This is a genomic window from Pseudomonas sp. SIMBA_068 (assembly GCF_046534705.1).
GTDB classification, from domain to species: domain Bacteria; phylum Pseudomonadota; class Gammaproteobacteria; order Pseudomonadales; family Pseudomonadaceae; genus Aquipseudomonas; species Aquipseudomonas putida.
Genome location: NZ_JAWRYI010000008.1, coordinates 256,680 through 280,199 on the forward strand (window position 1 = coordinate 256,680; position 23,520 = coordinate 280,199).

Annotated in this window: 24 protein-coding genes; 15 read left to right on the plus strand and 9 right to left on the minus strand. The window is 63.3% G+C overall.

The annotated features are described in order from the left end of the window. Nucleotides 1–73: 73 nt before the first annotated feature. Nucleotides 74–1,222 carry a patatin-like phospholipase family protein gene (locus tag SB756_RS19545; RefSeq protein ID WP_410911489.1) on the minus strand — a complete coding sequence of 383 codons (1,149 nt, stop codon included), beginning with the start codon at nucleotides 1,220–1,222 and terminating at the stop codon, nucleotides 74–76. Nucleotides 1,223–1,284: 62 nt separating this feature from the next. Further along, nucleotides 1,285–2,220, minus strand: a complete 936-nt coding sequence (locus tag SB756_RS19550; RefSeq protein ID WP_114942682.1) for a lipid A biosynthesis lauroyl acyltransferase — start codon at nucleotides 2,218–2,220, stop codon at nucleotides 1,285–1,287. A 111-nt stretch (nucleotides 2,221–2,331) separates the two neighbouring features. On the opposite strand from SB756_RS19550, the gene minC reads away from it, so the two are divergent. From minC to SB756_RS19585, 7 genes are all read left to right on the plus strand, one after another. Continuing rightward, nucleotides 2,332–3,093 carry a septum site-determining protein MinC gene (gene minC / locus SB756_RS19555; RefSeq protein ID WP_016501048.1) on the plus strand — a complete coding sequence of 254 codons (762 nt, stop codon included), beginning with the start codon at nucleotides 2,332–2,334 and terminating at the stop codon, nucleotides 3,091–3,093. A gap of 101 nt (nucleotides 3,094–3,194) precedes the next feature. Continuing rightward, complete coding sequence (gene minD, locus SB756_RS19560) at nucleotides 3,195–4,007, plus strand: septum site-determining protein MinD (RefSeq protein ID WP_016501049.1); 813 nt, start codon at nucleotides 3,195–3,197, stop codon at nucleotides 4,005–4,007. Between the two features lie 3 nt (nucleotides 4,008–4,010). After that, nucleotides 4,011–4,265 (plus strand): cell division topological specificity factor MinE, encoded by a 255-nt coding sequence (gene minE / locus SB756_RS19565; RefSeq protein ID WP_003252572.1) that lies wholly within the window; start codon nucleotides 4,011–4,013, stop codon nucleotides 4,263–4,265. A 151-nt stretch (nucleotides 4,266–4,416) separates the two neighbouring features. Further along, a complete protein-coding gene (locus SB756_RS19570) occupies nucleotides 4,417–5,052 on the plus strand; it encodes an RluA family pseudouridine synthase (protein WP_019472567.1) in 636 nt (211 codons plus the stop codon). 182 nt (nucleotides 5,053–5,234) lie between these two features. Further along, nucleotides 5,235–6,524, plus strand: a complete 1,290-nt coding sequence (locus SB756_RS19575; RefSeq protein WP_341797833.1) for a M18 family aminopeptidase — start codon at nucleotides 5,235–5,237, stop codon at nucleotides 6,522–6,524. A 217-nt stretch (nucleotides 6,525–6,741) separates the two neighbouring features. Continuing rightward, nucleotides 6,742–6,909: a hypothetical protein gene (locus SB756_RS19580; protein WP_016501052.1), complete on the plus strand. Its 168-nt coding sequence runs from the start codon at nucleotides 6,742–6,744 to the stop codon at nucleotides 6,907–6,909. A 44-nt stretch (nucleotides 6,910–6,953) separates the two neighbouring features. Then, on the plus strand, nucleotides 6,954–9,107 hold the full coding sequence (locus SB756_RS19585; RefSeq protein WP_410911492.1) for a mechanosensitive ion channel family protein: 2,154 nt from the start codon (nucleotides 6,954–6,956) through the stop codon (nucleotides 9,105–9,107). 117 nt (nucleotides 9,108–9,224) lie between these two features. Here SB756_RS19585 and SB756_RS19590 read toward each other — a convergent pair whose 3' ends face one another. Further along, nucleotides 9,225–9,938 (minus strand): UTRA domain-containing protein, encoded by a 714-nt coding sequence (locus SB756_RS19590; protein WP_341797831.1) that lies wholly within the window; start codon nucleotides 9,936–9,938, stop codon nucleotides 9,225–9,227. 328 nt (nucleotides 9,939–10,266) lie between these two features. On the opposite strand from SB756_RS19590, the gene SB756_RS19595 reads away from it, so the two are divergent. The 6 genes from SB756_RS19595 (at nucleotide 10,267) to SB756_RS19620 (ending at nucleotide 15,552) form a co-directional block, all read left to right on the plus strand. Continuing rightward, the gene (locus tag SB756_RS19595; RefSeq protein ID WP_341797830.1) at nucleotides 10,267–11,325 is read left to right on the plus strand and encodes an ABC transporter substrate-binding protein; all 1,059 of its coding nucleotides are present in this window, start codon (nucleotides 10,267–10,269) and stop codon (nucleotides 11,323–11,325) included. Nucleotides 11,326–11,454: 129 nt separating this feature from the next. After that, nucleotides 11,455–12,261, plus strand: coding sequence for an alkaline phosphatase family protein (locus SB756_RS19600; RefSeq protein ID WP_341797829.1), 807 nt, complete (start codon nucleotides 11,455–11,457; stop codon nucleotides 12,259–12,261). After that, nucleotides 12,258–13,109 (plus strand): ABC transporter permease, encoded by an 852-nt coding sequence (locus tag SB756_RS19605; RefSeq protein ID WP_410911494.1) that lies wholly within the window; start codon nucleotides 12,258–12,260, stop codon nucleotides 13,107–13,109. The genes SB756_RS19600 and SB756_RS19605 overlap by 4 nt, the downstream gene beginning before the upstream one ends. Then, nucleotides 13,099–13,893 carry an ABC transporter permease gene (locus tag SB756_RS19610; RefSeq protein ID WP_410911496.1) on the plus strand — a complete coding sequence of 265 codons (795 nt, stop codon included), beginning with the start codon at nucleotides 13,099–13,101 and terminating at the stop codon, nucleotides 13,891–13,893. Before SB756_RS19605 ends, SB756_RS19610 begins: the two co-directional genes overlap by 11 nt. 1 nt (nucleotide 13,894) lies before the next feature. Then, entirely contained in the window at nucleotides 13,895–14,884 is a 990-nt protein-coding gene (locus tag SB756_RS19615; RefSeq protein ID WP_016501059.1) for an ABC transporter ATP-binding protein, read from the plus strand. 14 nt (nucleotides 14,885–14,898) lie between these two features. Then, nucleotides 14,899–15,552, plus strand: coding sequence for an HAD family hydrolase (locus SB756_RS19620; RefSeq protein ID WP_341797827.1), 654 nt, complete (start codon nucleotides 14,899–14,901; stop codon nucleotides 15,550–15,552). Nucleotides 15,553–15,690: 138 nt separating this feature from the next. On the opposite strand, the gene SB756_RS19625 is transcribed toward SB756_RS19620, so the two are convergent. After that, nucleotides 15,691–16,653, minus strand: coding sequence for an NAD(P)H-quinone oxidoreductase (locus tag SB756_RS19625; protein ID WP_341797826.1), 963 nt, complete (start codon nucleotides 16,651–16,653; stop codon nucleotides 15,691–15,693). A 140-nt stretch (nucleotides 16,654–16,793) separates the two neighbouring features. Between SB756_RS19625 and SB756_RS19630 the strand changes: the two genes are divergently transcribed. Then, nucleotides 16,794–18,875 (plus strand): carboxy terminal-processing peptidase, encoded by a 2,082-nt coding sequence (locus SB756_RS19630; RefSeq protein ID WP_410911497.1) that lies wholly within the window; start codon nucleotides 16,794–16,796, stop codon nucleotides 18,873–18,875. A 118-nt stretch (nucleotides 18,876–18,993) separates the two neighbouring features. Continuing rightward, the gene (locus SB756_RS19635; protein WP_410911499.1) at nucleotides 18,994–19,962 is read left to right on the plus strand and encodes an EAL domain-containing protein; all 969 of its coding nucleotides are present in this window, start codon (nucleotides 18,994–18,996) and stop codon (nucleotides 19,960–19,962) included. An 88-nt stretch (nucleotides 19,963–20,050) separates the two neighbouring features. Here SB756_RS19635 and SB756_RS19640 read toward each other — a convergent pair whose 3' ends face one another. The 5 genes from SB756_RS19640 to pcaQ form a co-directional block, all read right to left on the minus strand. Next, nucleotides 20,051–20,419, minus strand: a complete 369-nt coding sequence (locus tag SB756_RS19640) for a hypothetical protein (protein ID WP_016501064.1) — start codon at nucleotides 20,417–20,419, stop codon at nucleotides 20,051–20,053. Then, nucleotides 20,416–20,754, minus strand: coding sequence for a helix-turn-helix domain-containing protein (locus tag SB756_RS19645; protein ID WP_410911501.1), 339 nt, complete (start codon nucleotides 20,752–20,754; stop codon nucleotides 20,416–20,418). The genes SB756_RS19640 and SB756_RS19645 overlap by 4 nt, the downstream gene beginning before the upstream one ends. Nucleotides 20,755–20,864: 110 nt before the next feature. Beyond that, nucleotides 20,865–21,305 carry a YkvA family protein gene (locus tag SB756_RS19650; RefSeq protein ID WP_341797823.1) on the minus strand — a complete coding sequence of 147 codons (441 nt, stop codon included), beginning with the start codon at nucleotides 21,303–21,305 and terminating at the stop codon, nucleotides 20,865–20,867. A gap of 288 nt (nucleotides 21,306–21,593) precedes the next feature. Next, a complete protein-coding gene (locus SB756_RS19655; protein WP_234229165.1) occupies nucleotides 21,594–22,358 on the minus strand; it encodes an FKBP-type peptidyl-prolyl cis-trans isomerase in 765 nt (254 codons plus the stop codon). A 228-nt stretch (nucleotides 22,359–22,586) separates the two neighbouring features. Continuing rightward, entirely contained in the window at nucleotides 22,587–23,519 is a 933-nt protein-coding gene (gene pcaQ / locus SB756_RS19660; RefSeq protein ID WP_341797822.1) for a pca operon transcription factor PcaQ, read from the minus strand. Between the last annotated feature and the right edge of the window lies 1 nt (nucleotide 23,520).

The window sequence follows — 23,520 nt, forward strand, 5'->3', positions numbered from 1 at the left end:
TCCGCACAATGCCCAAGGCTGTGGTAATCCTGTGGGAGCTGGCTTGCCGGCGATGAGGCCGGTACAGGCAACATCAAATTCCGAGGAACTGGCACAGCTCCCGCCTCTTGGCCAGGGCATCCTTGCGCCCCAGTTCGATCAGTTCACTGCAATAACTGGCCTCGAACAGCAGATAGCTCAATACCCCCGCCCCGCTGGTGCGCGTCGCCCCCGGCCCGCGCAGGAACAGGCGCAACGCCGCCGGCAGCTCACGCCGGTGCCGGGCGGCGATCTCGTCCAACGGCTGGCTGGGCGCTACCACCAGCACCTCGATCGGCGCCAACCCCAAGCGGCGGGCATCCAGGTGCGCCGGCAACAGCCGGCTCAAATGGTTGAGCCGCTGCAGCAGTTCGATGTCGTCTTCCAGGCTGTCGATGAACGTGCTGTTGAGCATGTGGCCACCGATCTGCGCCAGGCTCGGCTGCTGCCCGCTGAACACACGCTGAGTGGGCAAGGGCGGCGCTGGCCGCTGCGGGTTGCCGCTGACCCCGACCACCAGCACCCGGCTGGCGCCCAGGTGCAACGCCGGGCTGATCGGCGCCGACTGGCGCACCGCGCCGTCCCCGTAAAATTCGTCGCCCAGCTGCACCGGCGCAAACAGCAGCGGAATGGCCGCGCTGGCCAGCAGGTGGTCGATGGTCAATGGCGTGGGCACGCCGATGCGGCGGTGGCGTAGCCAGGCTTCAATGGTGCCACGCCCCTGGTAGAAGGTGACCGCTTGGCCGGACTCGTAGCCAAAGGCGGTGACTGCCACCGCGCGCAACTGCTCGGCGGCCAGGGAATGGCCGATGCCATCCAGGTTCAGGTGTGCCTCCAGCAGGCTGCGCAACGGGCTGCTGTCCAGCAGCGCCACCGGCGCCTGGCCGCCTAACCCCAACAGGCTGTGGCCGACGAAACGGCTGGCCTGGCGGACGACGCCGGGCCAGTCACTGCGGATGACCAGGTGGCTGCGAAAGTTCTGCCAGAAGGCGGTAAGCCGCTGAACGGCATCGTTGAAGTGGGTGGCGCCGCTGGCGAGGGTGACGGCGTTGATGGCACCGGCAGAGGTGCCGACGATGACCGGGAACGGATTGTGCGCGCCTGCGGGCAGCAGCTCGGCGATGCCGGCCAATACGCCGACCTGATAGGCGGCGCGGGCGCCGCCGCCAGAAAGGATAAGACCGGTTACCGGGGGTGGGGCCATCGCTTCCTTCCTGGATCAGCTGTTTTCAGGCCCGCGAAAGGGCCGGCACAGGTAAAGTCAGTTCAGCGCTTTTTCTTGTCGTACAGCCGCGGCGCACCCTCGGGCCGCGACTTGAAACGGCGGTGCGCCCACAGGTACTGCTCGGGGCACTCACGCAACACACTCTCGACCCACTGGTTGATGCGCAGGCAGTCGGCCTCTTCGCTTTCGCCGGGGAAGTCCGCCAATGGCGGGTGGATGACCAGACGATAGCCACTGCCATCCTCCAGGCGCTTCTGGGTGAACGGAATAACCTGCGCCTTGCCCAGCCGGGCGAACTTGGTGGTGGCGGTTACCGTCGCGGCCGGGATGCCGAACAGCGGCACGAAAATGCTCTGCTTGGCGCCGTAGTCCTGGTCCGGTGCATACCAGATCGCCCGGCCCGAACGCAGCAGCTTGAGCATGCCACGCACATCCTCGCGCTCCACCGCCAGCGAGTCGAGGTTATGCCGCTCGCGGCCGCTGCGCTGGATGAAGTCGAACAGCGCGTTGCCGTGCTCGCGGTACATGCCGTCAATGGTGTGCTGCTGGCCCAGCAGGGCGGCGCCGATTTCCAGGGTGGTAAAGTGCACAGCCATGAGGATGGCGCCCTGCCCCGCCTGCTGGGCGGCCTGCAGGTGCTCCAGTCCCTCGATATGGGCCAGGCGCGCCAGCCTGGCCTTGGGCCACCACCAGCTCATGGCCATTTCGAAGAAGGCGATACCGGTGGAGGCGAAGTTGGCCTTGAGCAAACGCCGCCGTTCGTCGACCGACAGCTCCGGAAAGCACAGCTCAAGGTTGCGCGCGGCAATGCGCCGACGTTCGCCGGCAAAGCAATACATCACGGCCCCCAGCGCGGCACCGGCTTTCAACAGGGCCCGGTACGGCAACTGGACCACCAGCCACAGCAGGCCCAGGCCCAGCCACAGGCCCCAGAACTTTGGGTGAAGGAAATAGGGACGAAAACGCGGGCGTTCCATTGAAGCTTCCGGAAAGACAAAGGCTGCGCATTCTACAACGGATCAGCGTATGTTGCGGGCAACCGGTGTTCTCGTTATAAATCAGGGCACTTTTTTCGCAACAAGCCGTCTATGCAGACCATGAGCCCAAACCACACATCCGACACCGCCTCCGTGTTCCAGCTCAAGGGCAGCATGCTCGCCATCACAGTGCTGGAGCTGGCGCGCAATGACCTTGAAGCCCTCGACCGCCAGCTGGCGGCCAAAGTTGCCCAGGCACCGAACTTCTTCAGCAATACGCCACTGGTGCTGGCGCTGGACAAACTGCCGGCCGGCGAAGGGGCAATCGACCTGCCAGGCTTGATGCGCATCTGCCGCCACCATGGCCTGCGTACCCTGGCCATCCGCGCCAACCGCATCGAGGACATCGCCGCCGCCATCGCCATCGACCTGCCGGTGCTACCGCCGTCCGGCGCCCGCGAGCGGCCGCTGGAGCCCGAGCCCGAGGTAGTCAGAAAGCCCGAGCCGGCGCCCGCCCCACCACCGGCCCCCGAGCCCGAGGTGCGGCCGACCCGGATCATTACTGCGCCGGTGCGCGGCGGCCAGCAGATCTATGCTCAGGGTGGCGACCTGATCGTTACCGCCTCGGTCAGCCCGGGTGCGGAACTTCTGGCCGATGGCAACATCCATGTGTACGGCGCCATGCGCGGCCGGGCCCTGGCCGGCATCAAAGGCAATACCAAGGCGCGGATCTTCTGCCAGCAGATGACCGCCGAAATGGTCTCCATCGCCGGCCAGTACAAGGTTTGCGAAGACCTGCGCCGCGACCCCCTGTGGGGCACAGGTGTGCAAGTCAGCCTGTCCGGTGATGTGTTGAACATCACCCGTCTTTAACGGATACTTGCCGTCATTTTCAGAGCAACTTTTTTAACTGTTGCCGTTTATTTGCTTTTTGCCGGGACACGTGTCCCGACTTATTTTAGGGGTGAAACACCTTGGCCAAGATTCTCGTGGTTACTTCCGGCAAGGGGGGTGTGGGCAAGACCACCACCAGCGCCGCCATTGGTACCGGCCTCGCACTGCGTGGCCACAAGACCGTCATCGTCGACTTCGACGTGGGCCTGCGTAACCTCGACCTGATCATGGGCTGCGAGCGCCGCGTGGTGTACGACTTCGTCAACGTGGTCAACGAAGAAGCCAACCTGCAGCAGGCCCTGATCAAGGACAAGCGCCTCGAGAACCTGTATGTACTTGCCGCCAGCCAGACCCGCGATAAAGACGCGCTGACCCTGGAAGGCGTCGAGAAGGTGCTGATGGCGTTGAAAGAAGATTTCGAATACGTCATCTGCGACTCCCCGGCCGGTATCGAGAAAGGTGCGCACCTGGCGATGTACTTCGCCGACGAAGCCATCGTGGTAACCAACCCTGAGGTTTCTTCGGTACGTGACTCGGACCGCATGCTGGGCATTCTGTCGAGCAAATCGCGCCGCTCCGAAAACGGCGAGGAGCCGATCAAGGAACACCTGCTGATCACTCGCTACAACCCAGAGCGCGTCGTTAACGGCGAGATGCTGAGCATCGACGACGTCACCGACATCCTGGCGATCAAGCTCAAGGGCGTAATCCCTGAGTCCCAGGCTGTGCTCAAGGCCTCCAACCAAGGTATCCCGGTCATCCTCGACGACCAGAGCGATGCTGGCCAGGCGTACAGCGACACCGTCGACCGCCTGCTGGGGAAAGACAAACCCCTGCGTTTTGTTGAAGTGCCGAAGCAAGGATTCTTCGCGCGCCTGTTTGGAGGCAAGTAAACCATGAACCTTTTTGACTTCTTTCGTGGCAGACAGAAACAGACCAGCGCGTCGGTAGCGAAAGAGCGTCTACAGATCATCGTGGCGCACGAGCGCGGCCAACGCAGCGAGCCGGACTACCTGCCGGCGCTGCAGAAAGAACTGCTGGAAGTGATCCGCAAGTATGTGAACATCGGCAACGATGACGTGCATATCGAGCTGGAAAACCAGGGCAGCTGCTCGATTCTGGAGCTGAACATTACCCTGCCGGATCGCTGATCTGGCTGAAAGCTGGGGCTGCTTTGCAGCCCATTCGAGGCACAAGGCCGCTCCTGCAAGGGATCTCGTTCCCCTGTAGGAGCGGCCTTGTGCCGCGAATGGGCCGCAGAGCGGCCCCGCTTTTTTCTCCCGATTTAACAGAGAACACGCAATGCCGCTGTCCAATATCCAGATCCTGCACGAAGACGCCGCCATCCTGGTGATCAACAAACCGACCCTGCTGCTGTCGGTGCCTGGCCGCGCCGAGGACAACAAGGACTGCCTGATCACCCGCCTGCAGGAAAACGGCTACCCCGACGCGCTGATCGTGCACCGCCTGGATTGGGAAACCTCCGGCATCATCCTGCTGGCCCGCGATGCCGACAGCCACCGCGAGCTGTCGCGCCAGTTCCACGACCGCGAAACCGAAAAGGCCTACACCGCGCTGTGCTGGGGCCAACCGGCACTGGACAGCGGCAGCATCGACCTGCCGCTGCGCTACGACCCGCCAACCAAGCCACGGCATGTGGTGGACCACGAGCAGGGCAAGCATGCGCTGACGTTCTGGCGCATCGTCGAGCGCTGCGGCGACCACTGCCGGGTAGAACTGACGCCGATTACCGGGCGCTCGCACCAGTTGCGCGTGCACATGCTGTCGATCGGCCACCCGCTGCTGGGTGACCGGCTGTATGCCAACCCCGAAGCGCTGGCGGCGCACGAGCGGCTTTGCCTGCATGCATCCATGCTGAGCTTTACCCACCCGGTGTCCGGGGAGCGGTTGAAGTTCGAGTGCCCTGCGCCCTTCTAAGCCGCACCTCGCCCCCCTGTAGGAGCAGCCTTGTGCTGCGAAGAGGCCAGTCCCAACAACACAGATAGAGGTTGTTCGCACCGGCCTCTTCGCAGCACAAGGCTGCTCCTACAGGGTGTAATGCAGACACAAATTGTCGACATTGTGCGTTAAACTCGCGCCACTGCTGTCTGGAGTGAGCTATGCGCGACGAACTGAATTCTGGCCTTATCGATTTCCTCAAGGCCTCCCCCACGCCCTTCCATGCCACCGCCAGCCTGGCCCAGCGCCTGGAAGCTGCCGGCTACCAGCGCCTGGACGAGCGTGACAGCTGGGTTACCGTGCCTGGCGGCCGCTACTACGTCACCCGCAACGACTCGTCGATCATCGCCATCAAACTGGGCAAGCACGAACCGTTGCTGAACGGTATCCGGATGGTCGGTGCCCATACCGACAGCCCGTGCCTGCGGGTCAAGCCGCAGCCCGAGCTGCAGCGCCACGGTTTCCTGCAACTGGGTGTGGAAGTGTATGGCGGCGCCCTGCTGGCGCCCTGGTTCGACCGCGACCTGTCCCTGGCCGGCCGCGTTACCTATCGCCGTGACGGCAAGGTAGAAAGCCAGCTGATCGACTTCAAACTGCCTATCGCGATCATTCCCAACCTGGCCATCCACCTGAACCGCACCGCCAATGAAGGCTGGGCGATCAACCCGCAGAACGAGCTGCCGCCCATCCTGGCCCAAGTCGCGGGTGACGATCGCATCGACTTCCGCGCCCTGCTTACCGAGCAACTGGCCCGCGAGCATGAGCTGATCGCCGACGTGGTGCTGGATTACGAACTGAGCTTCTACGATACCCAAGGCGCCGCGCTGGTCGGCCTGAATGGCGACTTCATCGCCGGGGCCCGCCTGGACAACCTGCTGTCGTGCTACGCCGGCCTGCAAGCCCTGCTGGCCGCCGACAGCGACGAAACCAGCGTGCTGGTGTGCAACGACCACGAGGAAGTCGGCAGCAGCTCAGCCTGCGGCGCCGACGGCCCAATGCTGGAGCAGACCCTGCAGCGCCTGCTGCCCAATGGCGACGCTTACGTGCGCACCATCCAGCGCTCGCTGATGGTGTCGGCCGACAACGCCCACGGCGTGCACCCCAACTACGCCGACAAGCACGATGGCAACCACGGGCCCAAGCTTAACGCCGGGCCGGTGATCAAGGTGAACAACAACCAGCGCTACGCCACCAACAGCGAAACCGCCGGTTTCTTCCGCCACCTGTGCATGGCCGAGGAAGTGCCGGTGCAAAGCTTTGTGGTGCGCAGCGACATGGGCTGTGGCTCGACCATCGGGCCGATCACAGCCAGCCACCTGGGCGTGCGCACGGTGGATATCGGTTTGCCGACCTTTGCCATGCATTCCATTCGTGAGCTGTGCGGCAGCCATGACCTGGCACACCTGGTGAAGGTGCTGACTGCCTTCTACCGTAGCCGCGAGCTGCCCTGAGCAGTTGAGCCCCATACCGCACTTGTAGGAGCAGCCTTGTGCTGCGAAGAGGCCAGTACAACCCATGCATCTTTACTGGGTGTACCGGCCTCTTCGCAGCACAAGGCTGCTCCTACATAAAAGGGATGTGACCTGATCGAATGCTCAAGGTCAATCCCGCCTCGCTTGCCAAGCGCTATGCTTGTTACATGGCCCCACTGCAAAAGGATTGCTGTCCATGTCCCCGTTTCTGTCACTGTTCGTGCCGGTGTTCCTGTTCCTGATGCTGCTGACCATCGGCTTCAGCATGCGCGAGCGCAATATCGGAGTGCTGATGATGTGGATCGGCACCTTGGGCATCTTCGGCCTCACCTGCTGGAAGATCCTCGAGAAACTGCCGACATAAACCTCTACACTCGGTCAATCGTTTGACCTGAGGTAGATTTACCCGTGCCTGCCCTCCTGCGTTACCTGTTCCTGCTGCTGTTGCTGTTCATCACTCCGGTACAGGCAGCGGGCATCCCCGGCCTGCTGGGCGGCAGTGCGCCCGCGCAACCGGAGCCCACCGAGCCACTGGGCAAGTCGCTGGACGAAGTGATCAAGAACCTGGAAAACGACCAGCAGCGGGCCAAGCTGCTGGCCGACCTGAAAAAGCTGCGCGACGCCACCAAGCAATCACAACCCAGCGTGGAACAGGGCGTGCTCGGCCTGATCGGCGGCGCCCTGCATGATTTCGAAAAACAGTTCAGTGGCGATGCCAGCCCGTTCCACCGCTGGTCTACGGAAATCGAACAAGCCCAGGCCGAACTGACCGAACTGGTGGTGCCGGTGCACCAGTGGCCGGCGATCCTGTTCGGCTTTGCCGCCGTCATTGCCGTTTGGAGCGTGCTGGCCTACGCCTTCAACTGGGTCGGCCACCGGATACGCCTGCGCTTTGGCCTGAGCGAAGAACTGCCCCAGCACCCGCGTACCTGGGACCTGGTGCGCTTTGCCCTGCGCAAGCTCGGCCCGTGGTTGGTGGCGCTGGTGTTCACCGTGTACCTGAGCTTTGTGCTGCCGCCGTCGCTGGGTAAGTCGCTGGCCATGGTGCTGGCCTACGCGCTGGTCGTCGGCACCTGCTTCTCGGCCATCTGCGTGATCGCCTTCTCGCTGCTCGACGGCCCGCACCGCCACCGCGCCCTGCACATTTTGCGGCACCAGGCGTTCCGCCCGCTGTGGCTGATCGGCAGCTTCGCAGCGTTTGGCGAGGCCATGAGCGACCCGCGCATGCTGGTCGCACTGGGGACCCACCTGGCCCATGCCCTGGCGACCCTGGCCAACGTCATCGCCGCGCTGTGCACCGGGCTGTTCATTCTGCGCTTCCGCCGCCCGATCGCCCACCTGATCCGCAACCAGCCCCTGGCGCGACGCCTGACCCGCCGCACCCTCAGCGACACCATCGAGATCCTCGGCAGCTTCTGGTTCATCCCGGCGTTGATCCTGGTGGCGATTTCGCTGTTCGCCACCTTCGTCTCGGCCGGCGACACCAGCACCGCCCTGCGTCAGTCGCTGATGTGTACCGTGCTGGTGGTGGTGTGCATGGTGCTCAACGGCCTGGTACGCCGCCACGCCGCCAACCCCAAACGCGCCAACAAGCGCCAGGCGGTGTATGCCGAACGCCTGCGCAACTTCGGCTACCTGCTGGTGCACCTGTTCATCTGGCTGGTGTTCATCGAACTGGGGCTGCGGGTGTGGGGCCTGTCGATGATCGGCTTTGCCGAGGGCGACGGCCACGAAGTCAGCCTGCGCCTGCTGGGCCTGGCCGGCACGCTGATCGTCGCCTGGCTGGTGTGGATCCTTGCCGACACCGCCGTGCACCACGCCCTGGTGCGTTCGCGCCGGGGCCTGGCCAACGCCCGTGCACAAACCATGATGCCGTTGATCCGCAACGTGCTGTTCGTGGTGATCTTCATCATTGCGGTGATCGTCGCCCTGGCCAACATGGGCATGAACGTCACCCCGCTGCTGGCCGGTGCCGGTGTGATCGGCCTGGCCATCGGCTTTGGCGCGCAATCGCTGGTGGCCGACCTGATCACCGGGTTGTTCATCATCATCGAAGACTCGCTGGCCATCGACGACTACGTGGATGTGGGCGGGCACCTGGGCACGGTGGAGGGGCTGACCATCCGTACCGTACGCCTGCGGGACATCGACGGCATCGTGCACACCATCCCGTTCAGCGAGATCAAGAGCATCAAGAACTACTCGCGGGAGTTCGGCTACGCCATCTTCCGTGTGGCCGTCCCGCACAGCATGAACATCGACCAGGCGATCACGCTGGTTCGCGAGGTGGGGCAGAAGCTGCGCAATGACCCATTGATGCGCCGCAACATCTGGTCGCCGCTGGAGCTGCAAGGCGTGGAGAGCTTCGAGTCGGGGTCGGCGATCTTGCGGGCCCGGTTCAAGACCGCGCCGATCAAGCAGTGGGAAGTGTCGCGGGCATTCAACCTGGCACTGAAGCGGCAGCTGGATGAGGCCGGGCTGGACCTGGCGACGCCGCGGTTGTCGGTACAGGTGGTGACCGCCGGGGGCGGTGGCATGACGGAGGCAGGTTCCTCCAGTTAGCGCCCTATCGCCGGCGAGCCAGCTCCCACAGGTACTGCACAGGGCCTGACACCCATGCAGTCAAGGTGTGAGCGGGCTTGCCGGCGATGGGCGGCAAAGCAGCCCCAGAATCCAGGATCAACCGGCCTGTGCACGAATGCGGATTGCATCGTGCCGCCAATACTCCAGGTCGCAGTCGATCAGGTGCCCATGCTGGTCGCTGTTGACCCGGGTAATGTGCAACCCCGGGCTGCCCACCGACACCTTCAACGCCCCTGCCGCCTCCACCGGCAACGCCGTCGGCAAAATCTCGAAGCACACCTGCCCATACCGGATGCCATACACCCGCCCATAAATTTCGGTCAGCGACTGCGCCAGGTCCTGTTCGAGAATGTCCGGGAAATACCTGGGATTCAGATAGTGCTCGGCATACAGCACCGCCCGCCCGTCAATCCGCCGTAACCGGCAGATGCGCACCACGCTGGACAACGCCGGCAGCTGCAAGCGCGCACAGATCGCCGCCGAGGCCGGCTGCAGCCGTGCCGACAGGAGTTCGGTACTGGCCACACGCCCTTGGTCGCGGACCATGGCATGGAAGTGACTGCGCTCGATCAGGTCGTAGGTCAGCCGCTCGGGCGCGACAAACCAGCCGCGGCGCTCTTCGCGGTAGATCATGCCCTGGGCCTCCAGCTGCGCCAGCGCCTCGCGCAGGGTGATGCGCGTGGTGTCGAACACCTCGCTCAGCTTGCGCTCGGCCGGCAGCTTGCCGCCCGGCGCCAGCAGGCCGTGCTCGATCTGCTCCTGCAAGGCATGGCAGATGGCTGTTACCGCACGCGGTGGCATCGGCTGCATCAAAGGTTACCTATCTGGACTAGTCCAGCCCCAGAACAGGGCACTTGGAGAATAGTGCAAGCCTAGGCAGGGCTGATGAACATCCTGTGACAAGGCTGCCCACGGGGTACTGCCAGAATCGGGCCAGCCCCGCAAAACCGCGGGTTCACCATGGTCTACGCTGTATTGCCAGGAGCCCGCAGCCAGCGGCACGGGCCCTTCCCTACATCAAATTGTCACGCAAGCGGCCTACCTTGGCTCAAGGTTTGCTGACCTAGACCAAAGGTTCCAGGCAACGGCTTCACTCATAACAACGATCGGTTAAAGGCACCCACCCAAGGAGCTACGGATGAAAAAGTTGTTCATGGCGTCACTGCTCGGTTCGGCCATCGCGTTCTGTACCTCGGCCATGGCCGAGGACCTCAAGGCCCTGGAAGATGCCGCCCGCAAGGAAGGCACCGTCAACAGCGTGGGCATGCCCGATGCCTGGGCCAACTGGAAAGGCACCTGGGAAGACTTGGCCAGCAAGTACGGCCTCAAGCACAGCGACACCGACATGAGCTCGGCCCAGGAAATCGCCAAGTTTGAAGCCGAGAAGGACAACGCCAGCGCCGACATCGGTGACGTGGGTGCCGCCTTCGGCCCCATCGCCGTGACCAAGGGCGTGAGCCAGCCGTACAAACCAAGCACCTGGGACCAGGTGCCGGAGTGGGCCAAGGACAAGGACGGCCACTGGGCGCTGGCCTATACCGGTACCATCGCCTTCATTATCAACAAGGACCTGGTCAAGGAAGAGGAACGGCCAAAAACCTGGCATGACCTGGAAAAAGGCAAGTACAAGGTCGCCATCGGCGACGTCGGCACTGCCGCCCAGGCCGCCAATGGGGTGCTCGCCGCCGCCATCGCCTACAAAGGCGACGAAAGCAACGTGGCGCCGGGCCTGCAGCTGTTCACCAAACTGGCCCAGCAGAAGCGCCTGTCGCTGGCCAACCCGACCATCCAGACCCTGGAGAAAGGCGAGGTGGAAGTCGGCGTGGTGTGGGACTTCAACGGCCTGAGCTACCGTGAACAGATCGACCCCAAGCGCTTCGAAGTGCTGATCCCGTCGGACGGCTCGGTAATCTCCGGCTATACCACGGTCATCAACAAATACGCCAAGCACCCCAACGCGGCCAAACTGACCCGCGAATACATCTTCAGCGATGCCGGGCAGATCAATCTGGCCAAAGGGCATGCCCGGCCGATCCGTGCCGAGCACCTGAAGCTGCCGGCGGATGTGCAGGCCAAGTTGCTGCCTAACGAGCAGTACGGTGCCGCCCAGCCGATCAAGAATGCCGAAGCCTGGGAAGCCACCTCCAAGAAACTGCCGCAGATGTGGCAGGAGCAGGTGATCATCGAGATGGAGTAAGGGGCTAGCTTGTCTAGTGCCTGACCCGGCCCTTTCGCGGGCACGCCCGCTCCCACAGAGACCGTGCAAAACCCTGTGGGAGCGAGCATGCCCGCGAAGAAGCCAACGCGGTTTATGACTGGAGCCACCATGCAACACAACGTCATCCTGGTCCTGCTAGACGGCCTGAACTATCAGGTCGCCCACCACGCCATGGGCCACCTGCATGCCTATGTCGAGGCCGACCGCGCCGCGCTGTACCGCGTGGAATGCGAGCTACCATCGCTGTCACGGCCGCTGTACGAATGCATCCTCACCGGCGTACCGCCGATCGACAGCGGCATCGTGCACAACAACGTCAACCGCCTGTCCAACCAGCGCAGCGTGTTCCACTACGCCCGCGAGGCCAACCTGGGCACCGCAGCGGCGGCTTATCACTGGATGAGCGAGCTGTACAACCGCTCGCCCTTCGACCCGCAGCGCGACCGCCATACCCACGCGCCGAAGTTGCCGATCCAGCACGGGCTGTTCTACTGGGACGACCGCTACCCCGATTCGCACCTGCTGGCCGATGGCGAATACCTGCGCCGCCGCCATGCCCCCAACTTCCTGCTGGTGCACCCGATGAGCATCGACGATGTCGGCCACCACCACGGCCTGGACAGCAGCCAGTACCGCAACGCCGCGCGCAGCGCCGATATCTTGCTGGCCGACTACCTGCCAGGCTGGCTCGAAGAGGGCTACCAGGTACTGGTCACCGCCGACCACGGCATGAACAACGACCGCTCGCACAACGGCCTGCTGGCCGAGGAGCGCGAAGTGCCATTATTCGTCTTTGGCGACGCGTTCAGCCTGGACCCGGCGGCCAAGCCGTTGCAGACCGAGCTGTGCGGCACCATGTGCGAGCTGCTTGGCGCTGCCCACGACAAGACCGTGTGCCGGGAGCTGCTGAAGTGACGGCCCCCAAGCGCAGCGGCGCCCGTGGCCGCTACCTGGCCCTGCTCTGCCTGCTGCCGTTTGCCGTGTTCTTTGTCGTCTTCCAGATTGCCCCGCTGGCCTGGGTAGCGATCAACAGCGTGCAATCGGAAGCCGGCTGGGGCGTCGAAAATTTCAGCAAGGTATTCAGCTCGAAGTTCTACCTGCAGGCCCTGCAGCGCAGCCTGGAAATCAGCTTCTGTTCGAGCCTGTTCGGCATCGTCATCGCCACCCTTGGCGCTTATTCGCTGCGCCAGGTGAACTCGAAACTGCGCGACTTCGTCAGCGCCTTCGCCAACATGACCAGCAACTTTGCCGGGGTGCCGCTGGCCTTCGCCTTCATCATCCTGCTCGGTTTCAACGGCGCACTGACGCTGCTGCTCAAGCAGATCGGCCTTTTGGAAGACTTCAGCATCTATTCCAAAAGCGGGCTGATCCTGGTGTACACCTACTTCCAGATCCCGTTGGGCGTGTTGCTGCTCTACCCCGCCTTCGACGCCCTGCGTGAAGACTGGCGCGAGTCGGCCGCGCTGCTCGGTGCCAATCACTGGCAATACTGGCGGCACATCGGCTTGCCGGTGCTGACCCCGGCACTGCTGGGCACGTTCGTCATCCTGCTGGCCAATGCCCTGGGCGCCTACGCCACCGTGTATGCGTTGACCACCGGCAATTTCAACGTACTGCCGATCCGTATCGCTGGCCTGGTGGCCGGCGACATCAGCCTCGACCCCAACTTGGCCAGCGCCCTGGCGATGGTGCTGGTGGGGCTGATGACGCTGGTCACGGTGGTGCATCAATGGCTACTGAAACGGAGCTACCATGCGCGCTGACACCCGTTCCGGCGGCTGGTACCACCGCATCGTGGTCTACCTGCTGTTCCTGATCCTGCTGTTGCCACTGGCCGGCACCCTGCTCTACTCGCTGGCCACCAGCTGGTCGGCCAGCCTGCTGCCCAGCGGCCTGACCCTGAAATGGTACGTGGCGCTATGGAGCGAGCCGCGCTTCCTGGCCGCCTTCGGCCAGTCGCTGCTGGTGTGCATGGGCGCGCTGCTGCTGTCGGTGGTGCTGATACTACCGCTGCTGTTCGTGGTGCATTACCACTTCCCGCGGCTCGACGCGCTGATGAACATCCTCATCCTGCTGCCGTTCGCGGTACCGCCGGTAGTGTCGTCGGTAGGGCTGCTGCAGCTGTACGGCAGCGGGCCGATGGCCATGGTCGGCACGCCATGGATCCTGATCGGCTGCTACTTCACCATCGCCCTGCCGTTCATGTACCGGGCCATTACCAACAACCTGCAGGCCATCAACCTGCGCGACCTGATGGACGCCGCCCAACTGCTCGGCGCCAGCAACTGGCAGGCCGCGCTGCTGGTGGTGCTGCCAAACCTGCGCAAGGGCCTGATGGTGGCGCTGCTGCTGTCGTTCTCGTTCCTGTTCGGCGAATTCGTGTTCGCCAACCTGCTGGTCGGCACCCGCTATGAGACCCTGCAGGTGTACCTGAACAACATGCGCAACAGCAGCGGCCACTTCAACAGCGCACTGGTGATCTCGTACTTCGCCTTCGTGCTGGTACTGACCTGGGTCGCCAACCGCCTGAACAAGGACAAGACCTGACATGAGCTTCGTCAGCGTACAGAAACTGCAGAAAAGCTACGCCGGCAGCCCGGTATTCGAGAACATCGACTGCCACATCGAACGCGGCGAGTTCGTTACCCTGCTGGGCCCGTCCGGCTGCGGCAAGTCCACCCTGCTGCGCTGCATCGCCGGGCTGACCCCGGTAGACAGCGGGCAGATACTCCTCGACGGCCACGACATCGTGCCGCTGAGCCCGCAAAAGCGTGGCATAGGCATGGTGTTCCAGAGCTACGCGCTGTTCCCCAACATGACCGTGGAACAGAACGTGGCTTTTGGCCTGCGCATGCAGAAGGTCAAGGCCGACGAAAGCCAGGCCCGGGTGCGCGAGGTGCTGGCGCTGGTGGAGCTGGGCAACTTTGCCGGGCGCTACCCGCACCAGTTGTCTGGCGGCCAGTGCCAGCGCGTGGCCCTGGCCCGTTCGCTGGTTACCCGCCCGCGCCTGCTGCTGCTCGACGAGCCATTGTCGGCACTGGATGCGCGCATTCGCAAACACCTGCGCGAGCAGATTCGTGCCATTCAGCGTGAACTTGGGCTGACCACCATCTTCGTTACCCACGACCAGGAAGAAGCGCTGACCCTGTCCGACCGCATCTTCCTGATGAACCAGGGGCGTATCGTGCAGAGCGGCGATGCCGAAACCCTCTACACAGCGCCCGTGGACCTGTTTGCCGCCGGCTTTATCGGCAACTACAACCTGCTCGACGCCGACAGCGCCAGCCGCCTGCTGCAACGCCCGGTGGCCAGCCGCCTGGCGATCCGCCCGGAGTCGATCACCCTGGGCGTGAATGGCGAACTGGACGCAGAAGTACGCAGCCACAGCCTGCTGGGCAATGTGATTCGCTACCGCGTGAACGTGCGCGAGGTGGAACTGGTGGTCGACGTGCTCAACCGCTCGCCGGCCGACCTGCACGCGGACGGAAAACGCGTTAGCTTGTCGATCGACCCGACAGCGCTGCGGGAAGTGGCTTAAGGAGATTCAACACAATGGCACTGGCAATTTTCGATCTGGACGAAACCCTGATCCACGGGGACTGTGCGTCGCTGTGGAGCGAGCAAATGGCCCGGTTGGGCTGGGTCGACGGCAAGGACTTCCTGCGCCGCGACCGTGAGCTGATGGAGGCCTACGGCAAGGGCCACCTGCAGATGGAGGACTACATGGCCTTCAGCCTGGAGCCGATGGCCGGGCGTACGCTGGAGGAGGTAGAGCATCTGGTTGAGCCGTGGGTCGAGGACGTGATCGAGCCCATCATCTACGGCGACGCCTGCCGCTGCATTGCCGAGCACCGCCAGCGTGGGGACCGCATTCTGATCATTTCCGCTTCGGGGACGCACCTGGTCGGGCCCATTGCGGCGCGCCTGGGGGTGGATGAGTACCTGGCGATCGAGCTGGAGGCGGTGAACGGGGTGTATACGGGCAAGACTCACGGGGTGCTGACCTACCGCGAGGGCAAGATCACCCGGTTGCTGGAGTGGCTGGATCAGGAACAGGAAAACCTGGAGGGGGCGAGTTTCTATTCCGATTCGCGCAATGACTTGCCGTTGTTGCTGAAGGTAGATCACCCGCATGTGGTGAACCCGGATGCGGTGCTGCGCGAGCATGCCCAGACCAATGGATGGCCGATTCTGAGCTGGTCTTGAAGGCCTTGGGTGTGCTTTGCGCCCCTTTCGCGGCACAAGGCCGCTCCTACAGGGATTTACGCACAGGTTCGACCTGATGCGATCCCTTGTAGGAGCGGCCTTGTGCCGCGAAAGGGCTGCAAAGCAGCCCCGGCAATATCAAGCCTGGCTCGGATCTATGACCATCACCAACTTGCCCGACACCTGGTTGGTCTCAAGCTCGGCATACGCCGCCTGGGCAAACTCCACCGGGTAGGTATCGACCAGCTGCGGCGACAAGCGCCCTTCGGCGAACAGCGGCCACACCTGCTGTTGCAGCTCGCGCAGCAACTCGGCCTTGAAGCCGTCGTCACGGTTGCGCAGCGTAGAGCCGGTAATCTCCAGGCGCTTGCCCAGCACCTGGGCCAGGTCCAGCTCAAACTTGCGCCCACCCATCAGGCCGATGATCACCCAACGGCCGTCACGGGCCAGCAGCTTGAGGTTGAGCTCACCGTAGCTGGCGCCCACCGGGTCGAGAATCACGTCGAACGGCCCGAAACCTTCCAGTGCATCCAGGTTCTCGTTACGTACCACACCACCCGCAGCGCCCAGCGCTTCGCAATAGGCCAGGCGATCCGGCGAGCCGACGCTGACCCACACCGGGCTGCCGAATGCCTTGCACAGCTGAATGGCGGCCGAGCCAACGCCACTGGCGCCAGCATGCACCAGCACCTTCTCACCGGCCTTCACGCCACCCAGCTGGAAGATGTTCAGCCAGGCAGTGGCATACACCTCCGGCAAGGCTGCCGCTTCATGCAAGCTGAGCCCTTCGGGTACCGGCAGTACATGGCGGGCATCGACCACCACCTCCTCGGCCATGGCGCCGCTAGCCAGCAGTGCGCACACCCGGTCGCCCACGCGCCAGTCGGCACCGGCGCCCACTTCCTCAACCACACCGGCGCATTCAAGGCCCATGTACGGGCTGGCACCGGGCGGCGGCGGGTACAAACCTTTCATTTGCAGCAGATCGGCGCGGTTCAGGCCCGCAGCCGCCACGCGAATGCGCACTTGGCCCGCGTCACAGGCCGGGCGTTCGGCCTCGACCCACTCCACATGTCCGTCAACGCCTTGCAATGCCTTCACAGTGCCTCCATAGTTGAATCATGACTGGGCCTGGGGAACGCACACCCCAGGCTTTTTGCAGTATTTGCCCGGTTCCATGGAACCGGCAACGGAAAAGACGGCCTACTATGCGTGATCAATTGCCTCCACGTCGAATCAGCATGAAGCATTTCCTCCCAAGCACCGCCCTCGCTGTAATGATCGGCCTGGGTAGCCTCGCGCTCGGCGGCAATGCAGCGGCCGCCAACAAGTGGGACGGCCTGCAGCCGGACCGCGACGAGATCGTCGCCAGCCTCAACGTGGTGGAATTGCTCAAGCGCCACCACTACAGCAAGCCGCCTCTGGACGATGCCCGTTCGCTCATCATCTACGACAGCTACATCAAGCTGCTGGACCCGGCGCGCAGCTACTTCACCGCTGCCGACATTGCCGAATTCGACAAGTGGAAAACGCAATTCGACGATTTCCTCAAGAGCGGCAACCTTGACCCGGGCTTCACCATCTACAAACGCTACCTGGACCGCGTCAAGCAGCGCCTGGACTTCGCCCTGGCCGAGCTGAACAAAGGCGTGGACAAGATCGATTTCACCGCCAAGGAAAACTTGCTGATCGACCGCAAGGACGCCCCGTGGATGAAGGACCAAGCCGAGCTCGACGACCTGTGGCGCAAACGCGTCAAGGACGAAGTGCTGCGCCAGAAGATCGCCGGCAAGGAACCCAAGCAGATCCAGGAAACCCTGACCAAGCGCTACAAGAACCAGCTGGCGCGCCTCGACCAGACCCGTGCCGAGGATATCTTCCAGGCCTACATCAACACCTTCGCCCAGTCCTACGACCCGCACACCAACTACCTGTCGCCGGATAACGCCGAGAATTTCGACATCAACATGAGCCTGTCGCTCGAAGGCATTGGCGCGGTGCTGCAAAGCGACAACGACCAGGTCAAGATCGTGCGCCTGGTGCCGGCAGGCCCGGCAGCCAAGACCAAGCAGGTAGCCCCGGCCGACAAGATCATCGGCGTGGCCCAGGGCAACAAGGAAATGGTCGACGTGGTCGGCTGGCGCCTGGACGAAGTGGTCAAGCTGATCCGTGGCCCGAAAGGCTCGGTGGTACGCCTGGAAGTCATCCCGGCCAGCAATGCGCCGAGCGACCAGACCAGCAAGGTCGTGTCGATCACCCGTGAAGCGGTAAAACTCGAAGAGCAGGCGGCGAAAAAGTCGGTGCTCAAGCTCAAGCAGGACGGGCGTGACTACAAGTTGGGCATCATCGAGATCCCGGCCTTCTACCTCGACTTCAAGGCTTACCGCGCCGGTGACCCGGAATACAAGAGCACCACGCGTGACGTGAAGAAACTGCTCACCGAACTGCAGAAGGAGAAAGTCGACGGCGTGGTCATCGACCTGCGCAACAACGGCGGCGGCTCGCTGCAGGAAGCCACCGAGCTGACCAGCCTGTTCATCGAGAAAGGCCCGACCGTACTGGTGCGCAACAGCGACGGCCGCGTCGACGTGCTGGAAGACGAAAACCCGGGCGCCTTCTACAAGGGCCCGCTGGCCCTGCTGGTGAACCGCCTGTCGGCCTCGGCGTCAGAGATCTTCGCCGGCGCCATGCAGGACTACCACCGCGCGCTGATCATCGGTGGCCAGACCTTCGGTAAAGGCACCGTGCAGACCATCCAGCCGCTCAACCATGGCGAGCTGAAGCTGACCCTGGCCAAGTTCTACCGGGTTTCCGGGCAGAGCACCCAACACCAGGGCGTGCTGCCGGACATCGACTACCCGTCGATCATCGACACCAAGGAAATTGGCGAGAGCGCCCTGCCCGAGGCCATGCCCTGGGACACCATTCGCCCGGTCGTCAAGCCGGCGGCCGACCCGTTCAAGCCGTACCTGGCCCAGCTCAAGGCACAGCATGAAGCGCGCAGCGACAAGGATGCCGAGTTCACCTACATTCGCGACCGCCTGGCCCTGACGCAGAAGCTGATGACCGAAAAAACCGTCAGCCTCAACGAGCAGGATCGCCGTGCACGCCACGACGAAATCGAAGCCAAGCAGCTGGCGCTGGAAAACATCCGCCGCAAGGCCAAGGGTGAAGAGCCGCTCAAAGAGCTGAAGAAAGAGGACGAGGACGCGTTGCCGGTCGAAGATGAAAACACCAAGCCGGAGGACGACGCTTACCTGTCCGAAACCGGTCGTATCCTGATCGACTACCTCAGCGCCAGCACCAAGGTGGCCAAGAAGTAAGGCGCACCGGCAGTGATGGCAGAATAATGTGACCTGTCATCAAACAGTCATCGCGCTGTCGTGAAATACGGGGGCCGGGCATGCAGATGCCCGGCCCTTTCATTTTCAGGAATACGTCATGACCGTCGCCGAACAGCTCAGTGCCTTGAGTGCCATCCTGGCTCAACGCAGCATTCACAGTCTGTTCCAGCCAATCATGTGCCTGAGCGAGCAACGGGTTTTCGCCCATGAAGCGCTGAGCCGCGGGCCGTCCAACAGCCCGCTGCATGCACCGCTGAACCTCTTCAGTATCGCCCGCCAGGCCGGCCGCCTGACCGAGCTGGAAGCCGCCTGCCGAGAAAGCGCCTGCCGGCGCTTCAGCGAGCAACAACTGCAGGGCAAGCTGTTTCTCAACATCTCGCCCGAATCGTTGCTGGAGCCACACTACCCGTCCGGCCTTACCCTGAAGCTGCTGGAGCAGGTCGGCCTGCCGCCCAGCCGGGTGGTGATCGAGCTGACCGAGCACACCCCGACCGACGACTTCCAGCTGCTGTCCAATGCACTGCACCACTACCGCGACATGGGCTTCTCGATAGCCCTCGACGATCTGGGCGCAGGCTATTCGAGCTTGCGCCTGTGGTCGGAGCTGCGCCCCGAATACGTGAAGATCGACCGCCACTTCATAGACGGCATTCACCGCGACCCGCTCAAGCGCGAGTTCGTCGGCTCGATATTGCAGATTGCCCGGGCCTCGAAGGCACAGGTAATTGCCGAAGGTATCGAGCTGGCAGAAGAACTGAAAGTGCTGACTGAGATGGGTGTAGACCTGGTGCAGGGCTACCTGCTGGGGCGGCCGCAAGAGTTGGGGGTGCGGGAAAGCTGGCCTTTACCGACGCCGATGAGCGCGCCACTGGCTGGACAGCCGACGGTGCGGCTCAATGCGACGCTTGGGCAGTTGCTGGAGTTGTTCGAGCGGCATCAGCACCTGGAGGCATTGGAGGTGGTGGATGCTGATGGCAAAGGTTGTGGATTGATCCACCGGCATGGTTTGCCTGCTCTGGCCCTATCGCCGGCAAGCCAGCTCCCACATGTTCACCACAGGCCTTGAGCCTCGCGCTGTATCTGTAGGAGCAGCACAAGGCTGCTCCTACAGGCCGGTGGTGTACCGGCGGGAGGGACCGCGCTGATGCTGACAATCAGGCTGTTTCCGGGTAGCTGTACTCGAACACCCGGACCACCTCGGAGGCATGCCACGACGCCGCCTCCATGCCATCGACCGGCCCGGCAAAGCGCCCCAGCCGTTCAACACATTCAAAGAAGCCGGTACGCGGCAAACGGCTTGCGCCCTGGCTGATCACCAAGGAGCTGCGCAACGGCTGCTCGGCACGGGCATCCAGCACCGCCAGGTACTCCAGCGCAGCGGTCAGCGTCTGCATGGCAGGGCTAGGCAGTTGCAAGCGCTCGATCAGCGCTCGGTACGTCAGCAAGTGACGTTGACGACGGGCCAGGTCAAGCTCGCCCAGCAGGTTATCCCAGTGCTGACGGCTGATCCTGACCTGGCTCATGATGGCTCGCTCCAGCCAGCCACCCCCAGATGCCAGGCCAAGGCGCGGCGGATGGCAGCATCCGGCTGGCGTTCACCCGATTCGATCATGGCCAGATACGCCGGGCTCACCCCGACATTGCGCGCCAGTTGCTCAGGGGCAATGCCCTTGGCCTGGCGAATCTGCGCCACTTCGCTGAACGCCGGCAATGGCGCCACGGCAGCTGAGCCGGGCTCTTCGCTGACGAACGCCTCTGCAGGTGCCTGCCCAGCCGCCTTGAGCAGTGCCTGGTACTGCTCCCAGGGAACGACGGCGTACTCGGGTTGACCGTCCCGGCTAATGACCTGAATACCCATTACAAACCCCTTAAAAAAGGATTACAGCATGTAATCCGTAGGCATAACCCTTATGCCAATTATATTACCAACTCCGGGGTCTGTCCGGTTGACTGCAGTTCAGGCTGTTTTCATTGCGTGTTGCGCTCCAGCCCCAGCGCTTGCGGGGTAGCCGGCAGGCGCTCGACCACGCGCAGCCGCTCGGGTGCCTGGCTGTCGCGCCAAGCCTTGAAGCGCGCCAGTTCGTCGGCCACGGTCTTCAGCACCCAGCCCAGCACCGCGATGTCATCGAGAAAACCCACGCCCAGCAACCAGTCGGGGATGGCATCGATGGGGCTGACGAAATACAGCAGGCCAGCCACGATGGTGACCAGGGCCTTGGGGCTGATGGCGCGGTATTCGCCACGCCACCACGCCAGGCACAGCGACTGCAGCAGTTTCACGTCCTCACGCAACTGACCGATGCGCGGGCCTTTGCGGGCCACTGCAAACAGCAGGGCCGGCAGCCGACCACGGCTGAGCAGGCGCTCGGCCAAGGGCAGGAAACGGGCAAAATTCCAGGGTGCGCTCATGGAGCCTCCAGGCGGAACAGGTTATCCACATTTATTGTGGATAACCTTGTGAACAGGGTCGCGTTTCTGAGCCCAGGTGCCTGCCAGGCAAGGCCCACGGTCAGATCGGGCGTTTTTTACACAACCGTTTCAAGCCGTGGGTACCTGACCGCAAACGATTTGCGCCAGAAACATCCTACATCTACTAGCTGCATTTCCTCGGACAGTATCAGTTGTTGCTGGTTCGTCCAATCGCCACAAACGAAAACGCCCCGTCAGGACGGGGCGTTTTGCAAGAACCAACCAATGTTACTTGGCAGGTGCTTCAGCAGGCGCTTCAGCTGGAGCCTCGGCTTCCGGCTCGCCACCCTGCAGCTGGGCCGGATCCTTGATGGCGATCAGTTCCAGGTCGAACACCAGTACCGAGTTCGCCGGGATCAGCGGGCTTGGGCTTTGGGCGCCGTAGGCCAGCTCAGCCGGGATGAACAGCTTGTACTTCTCGCCAACGTGCATCAGCTGCAGGCCTTCGACCCAACCCGGGATCACACCGCTGACCGGCAGGTCGATCGGGCTGCCACGCTCGACAGAGCTGTCGAACACCTTGCCATCGGTCAGTTTGCCTTCGTAGTGGACAGTGACTACGTCGGTCGGCTTTGGCTGCGGGCCATCAGCCTTCTTGACCACTTCGTACTGCAGGCCCGAGGCAGTGGTGACCACGCCTGGCTTCTTGGCGTTTTCTTCGAGGAATTTCTTGCCGGCGGAGGCGGCTTCTTCGCTGGCCTTGGCCAGGCGCTCCTCGGCGCGTTTCTGCAGGGCGGTGAACGCCTCTACCAGCTCTTCGTCCTTGATGCGTTGTTCTTTCTTGCCAACGGCGTCTTCGATACCGAGGGCGACCGATTTCGAATCAAGGTCTTCCATGCCTTCCTGAGCCAAGCTCTTGCCCATGTTCAGGCCGATACCGTAGGAGGCTTTCTGCGCCGGAGTCTTCAGCTCGGGGCTGCTGGCCTGTTGATCACAGCCAGCCAGTACCAGGCCTACCAGGGCAACCGCAGCCGCCAAACGATGCTGTTTCATGCTATTTCCTTGTTCATGCGCCATAAGGGCAATCAGGGTAAAGCCGCGAGCTTAGCAGGCGGCCATGACCAATGGCTACCGGCATAGGAGCGGGTTTTGGTAAGGAAGTTCAGTAGTTAAACGGTAATTCATGCCGGGCTTGCAGCCATTGGCCAGTATTGACCGGTTGTGCCGTTTTTGCCCGGTTCTAAAGGGGATTTATTTCGCTGGACTCTGAAAGGCCTGCACTCAGGGGTAGTTGCCGTCCCGGTACTCCCCTGCCACCTCGCGCAACACCTCGCACACCCACTGCCCAGGCAGGCTCTGCGGCAAGGCGGCATTGCGGCAGATACCCACCGAGCCGCCCGGCTCGCGCACGCCCAGGTCGAGCTCGACCAGCTCACCACGGCGCAGGTCGAGCAGCACCGCATCGCGCGGCGCTACCCACAACGCGTCGCTGCCCAGCAGATAGCGCCGGCTCAGGGCCAACGACAGGGTTTCCAGGCGCTGCGCCGGCATCTGGATGCCGCATTGCACAAACAGGCTGTCGGCATGCTGGCGGATGGTGGTGCCCGCCGGTGGCAACACCAACGGGTAACGCCCGACCTTGGCGCGCTCGACCGGCGTGGCGGCCAGCAACGGGTGGCCCGGGCGTACCACCAGGCTCATCGACTCGCTGTACAGGTGCTCGAACGAAAGGCCCTGGATCTGCGGGCTGTCGGTCATGCGCCCGACTACCAGTTCCAGCTCACCCAGACGCAGTTGGCCGAGCAGCTGCGCGCTGACCCCGGTGGCCACACTGATGACCAGCGCTTCATGGCGCTGGTGCAGGCGGCACAGCACCTCGGGCATGAGCAGGCCCTCGACCGTCGACAGCACGCCAATACGCACCTGCGACGGCGCCCGCGCTTCGCCGCGCAAGCTGCTGACGCCATCGCGCAGGGCCTGCACGCTGGGCCCGGCATAACGCATGAAACGCGCCCCGGCCGGGGTCAGCTCGACGCCTTGGCGGCTGCGCGCGAACAGGCGCGCTTCCAGCAGGCCTTCGAGTTCCTTGAGGGTCTTGGAAATCGCCGGCTGGCTGATCGACAGGTTATCGGCCGCCCTGGCCAGGCTGCCCTGCCGGGCAATCTCCAGGAAACACAGCAGGTGGCGGTATTTGATGCGGGTGTCGAGGTTCATG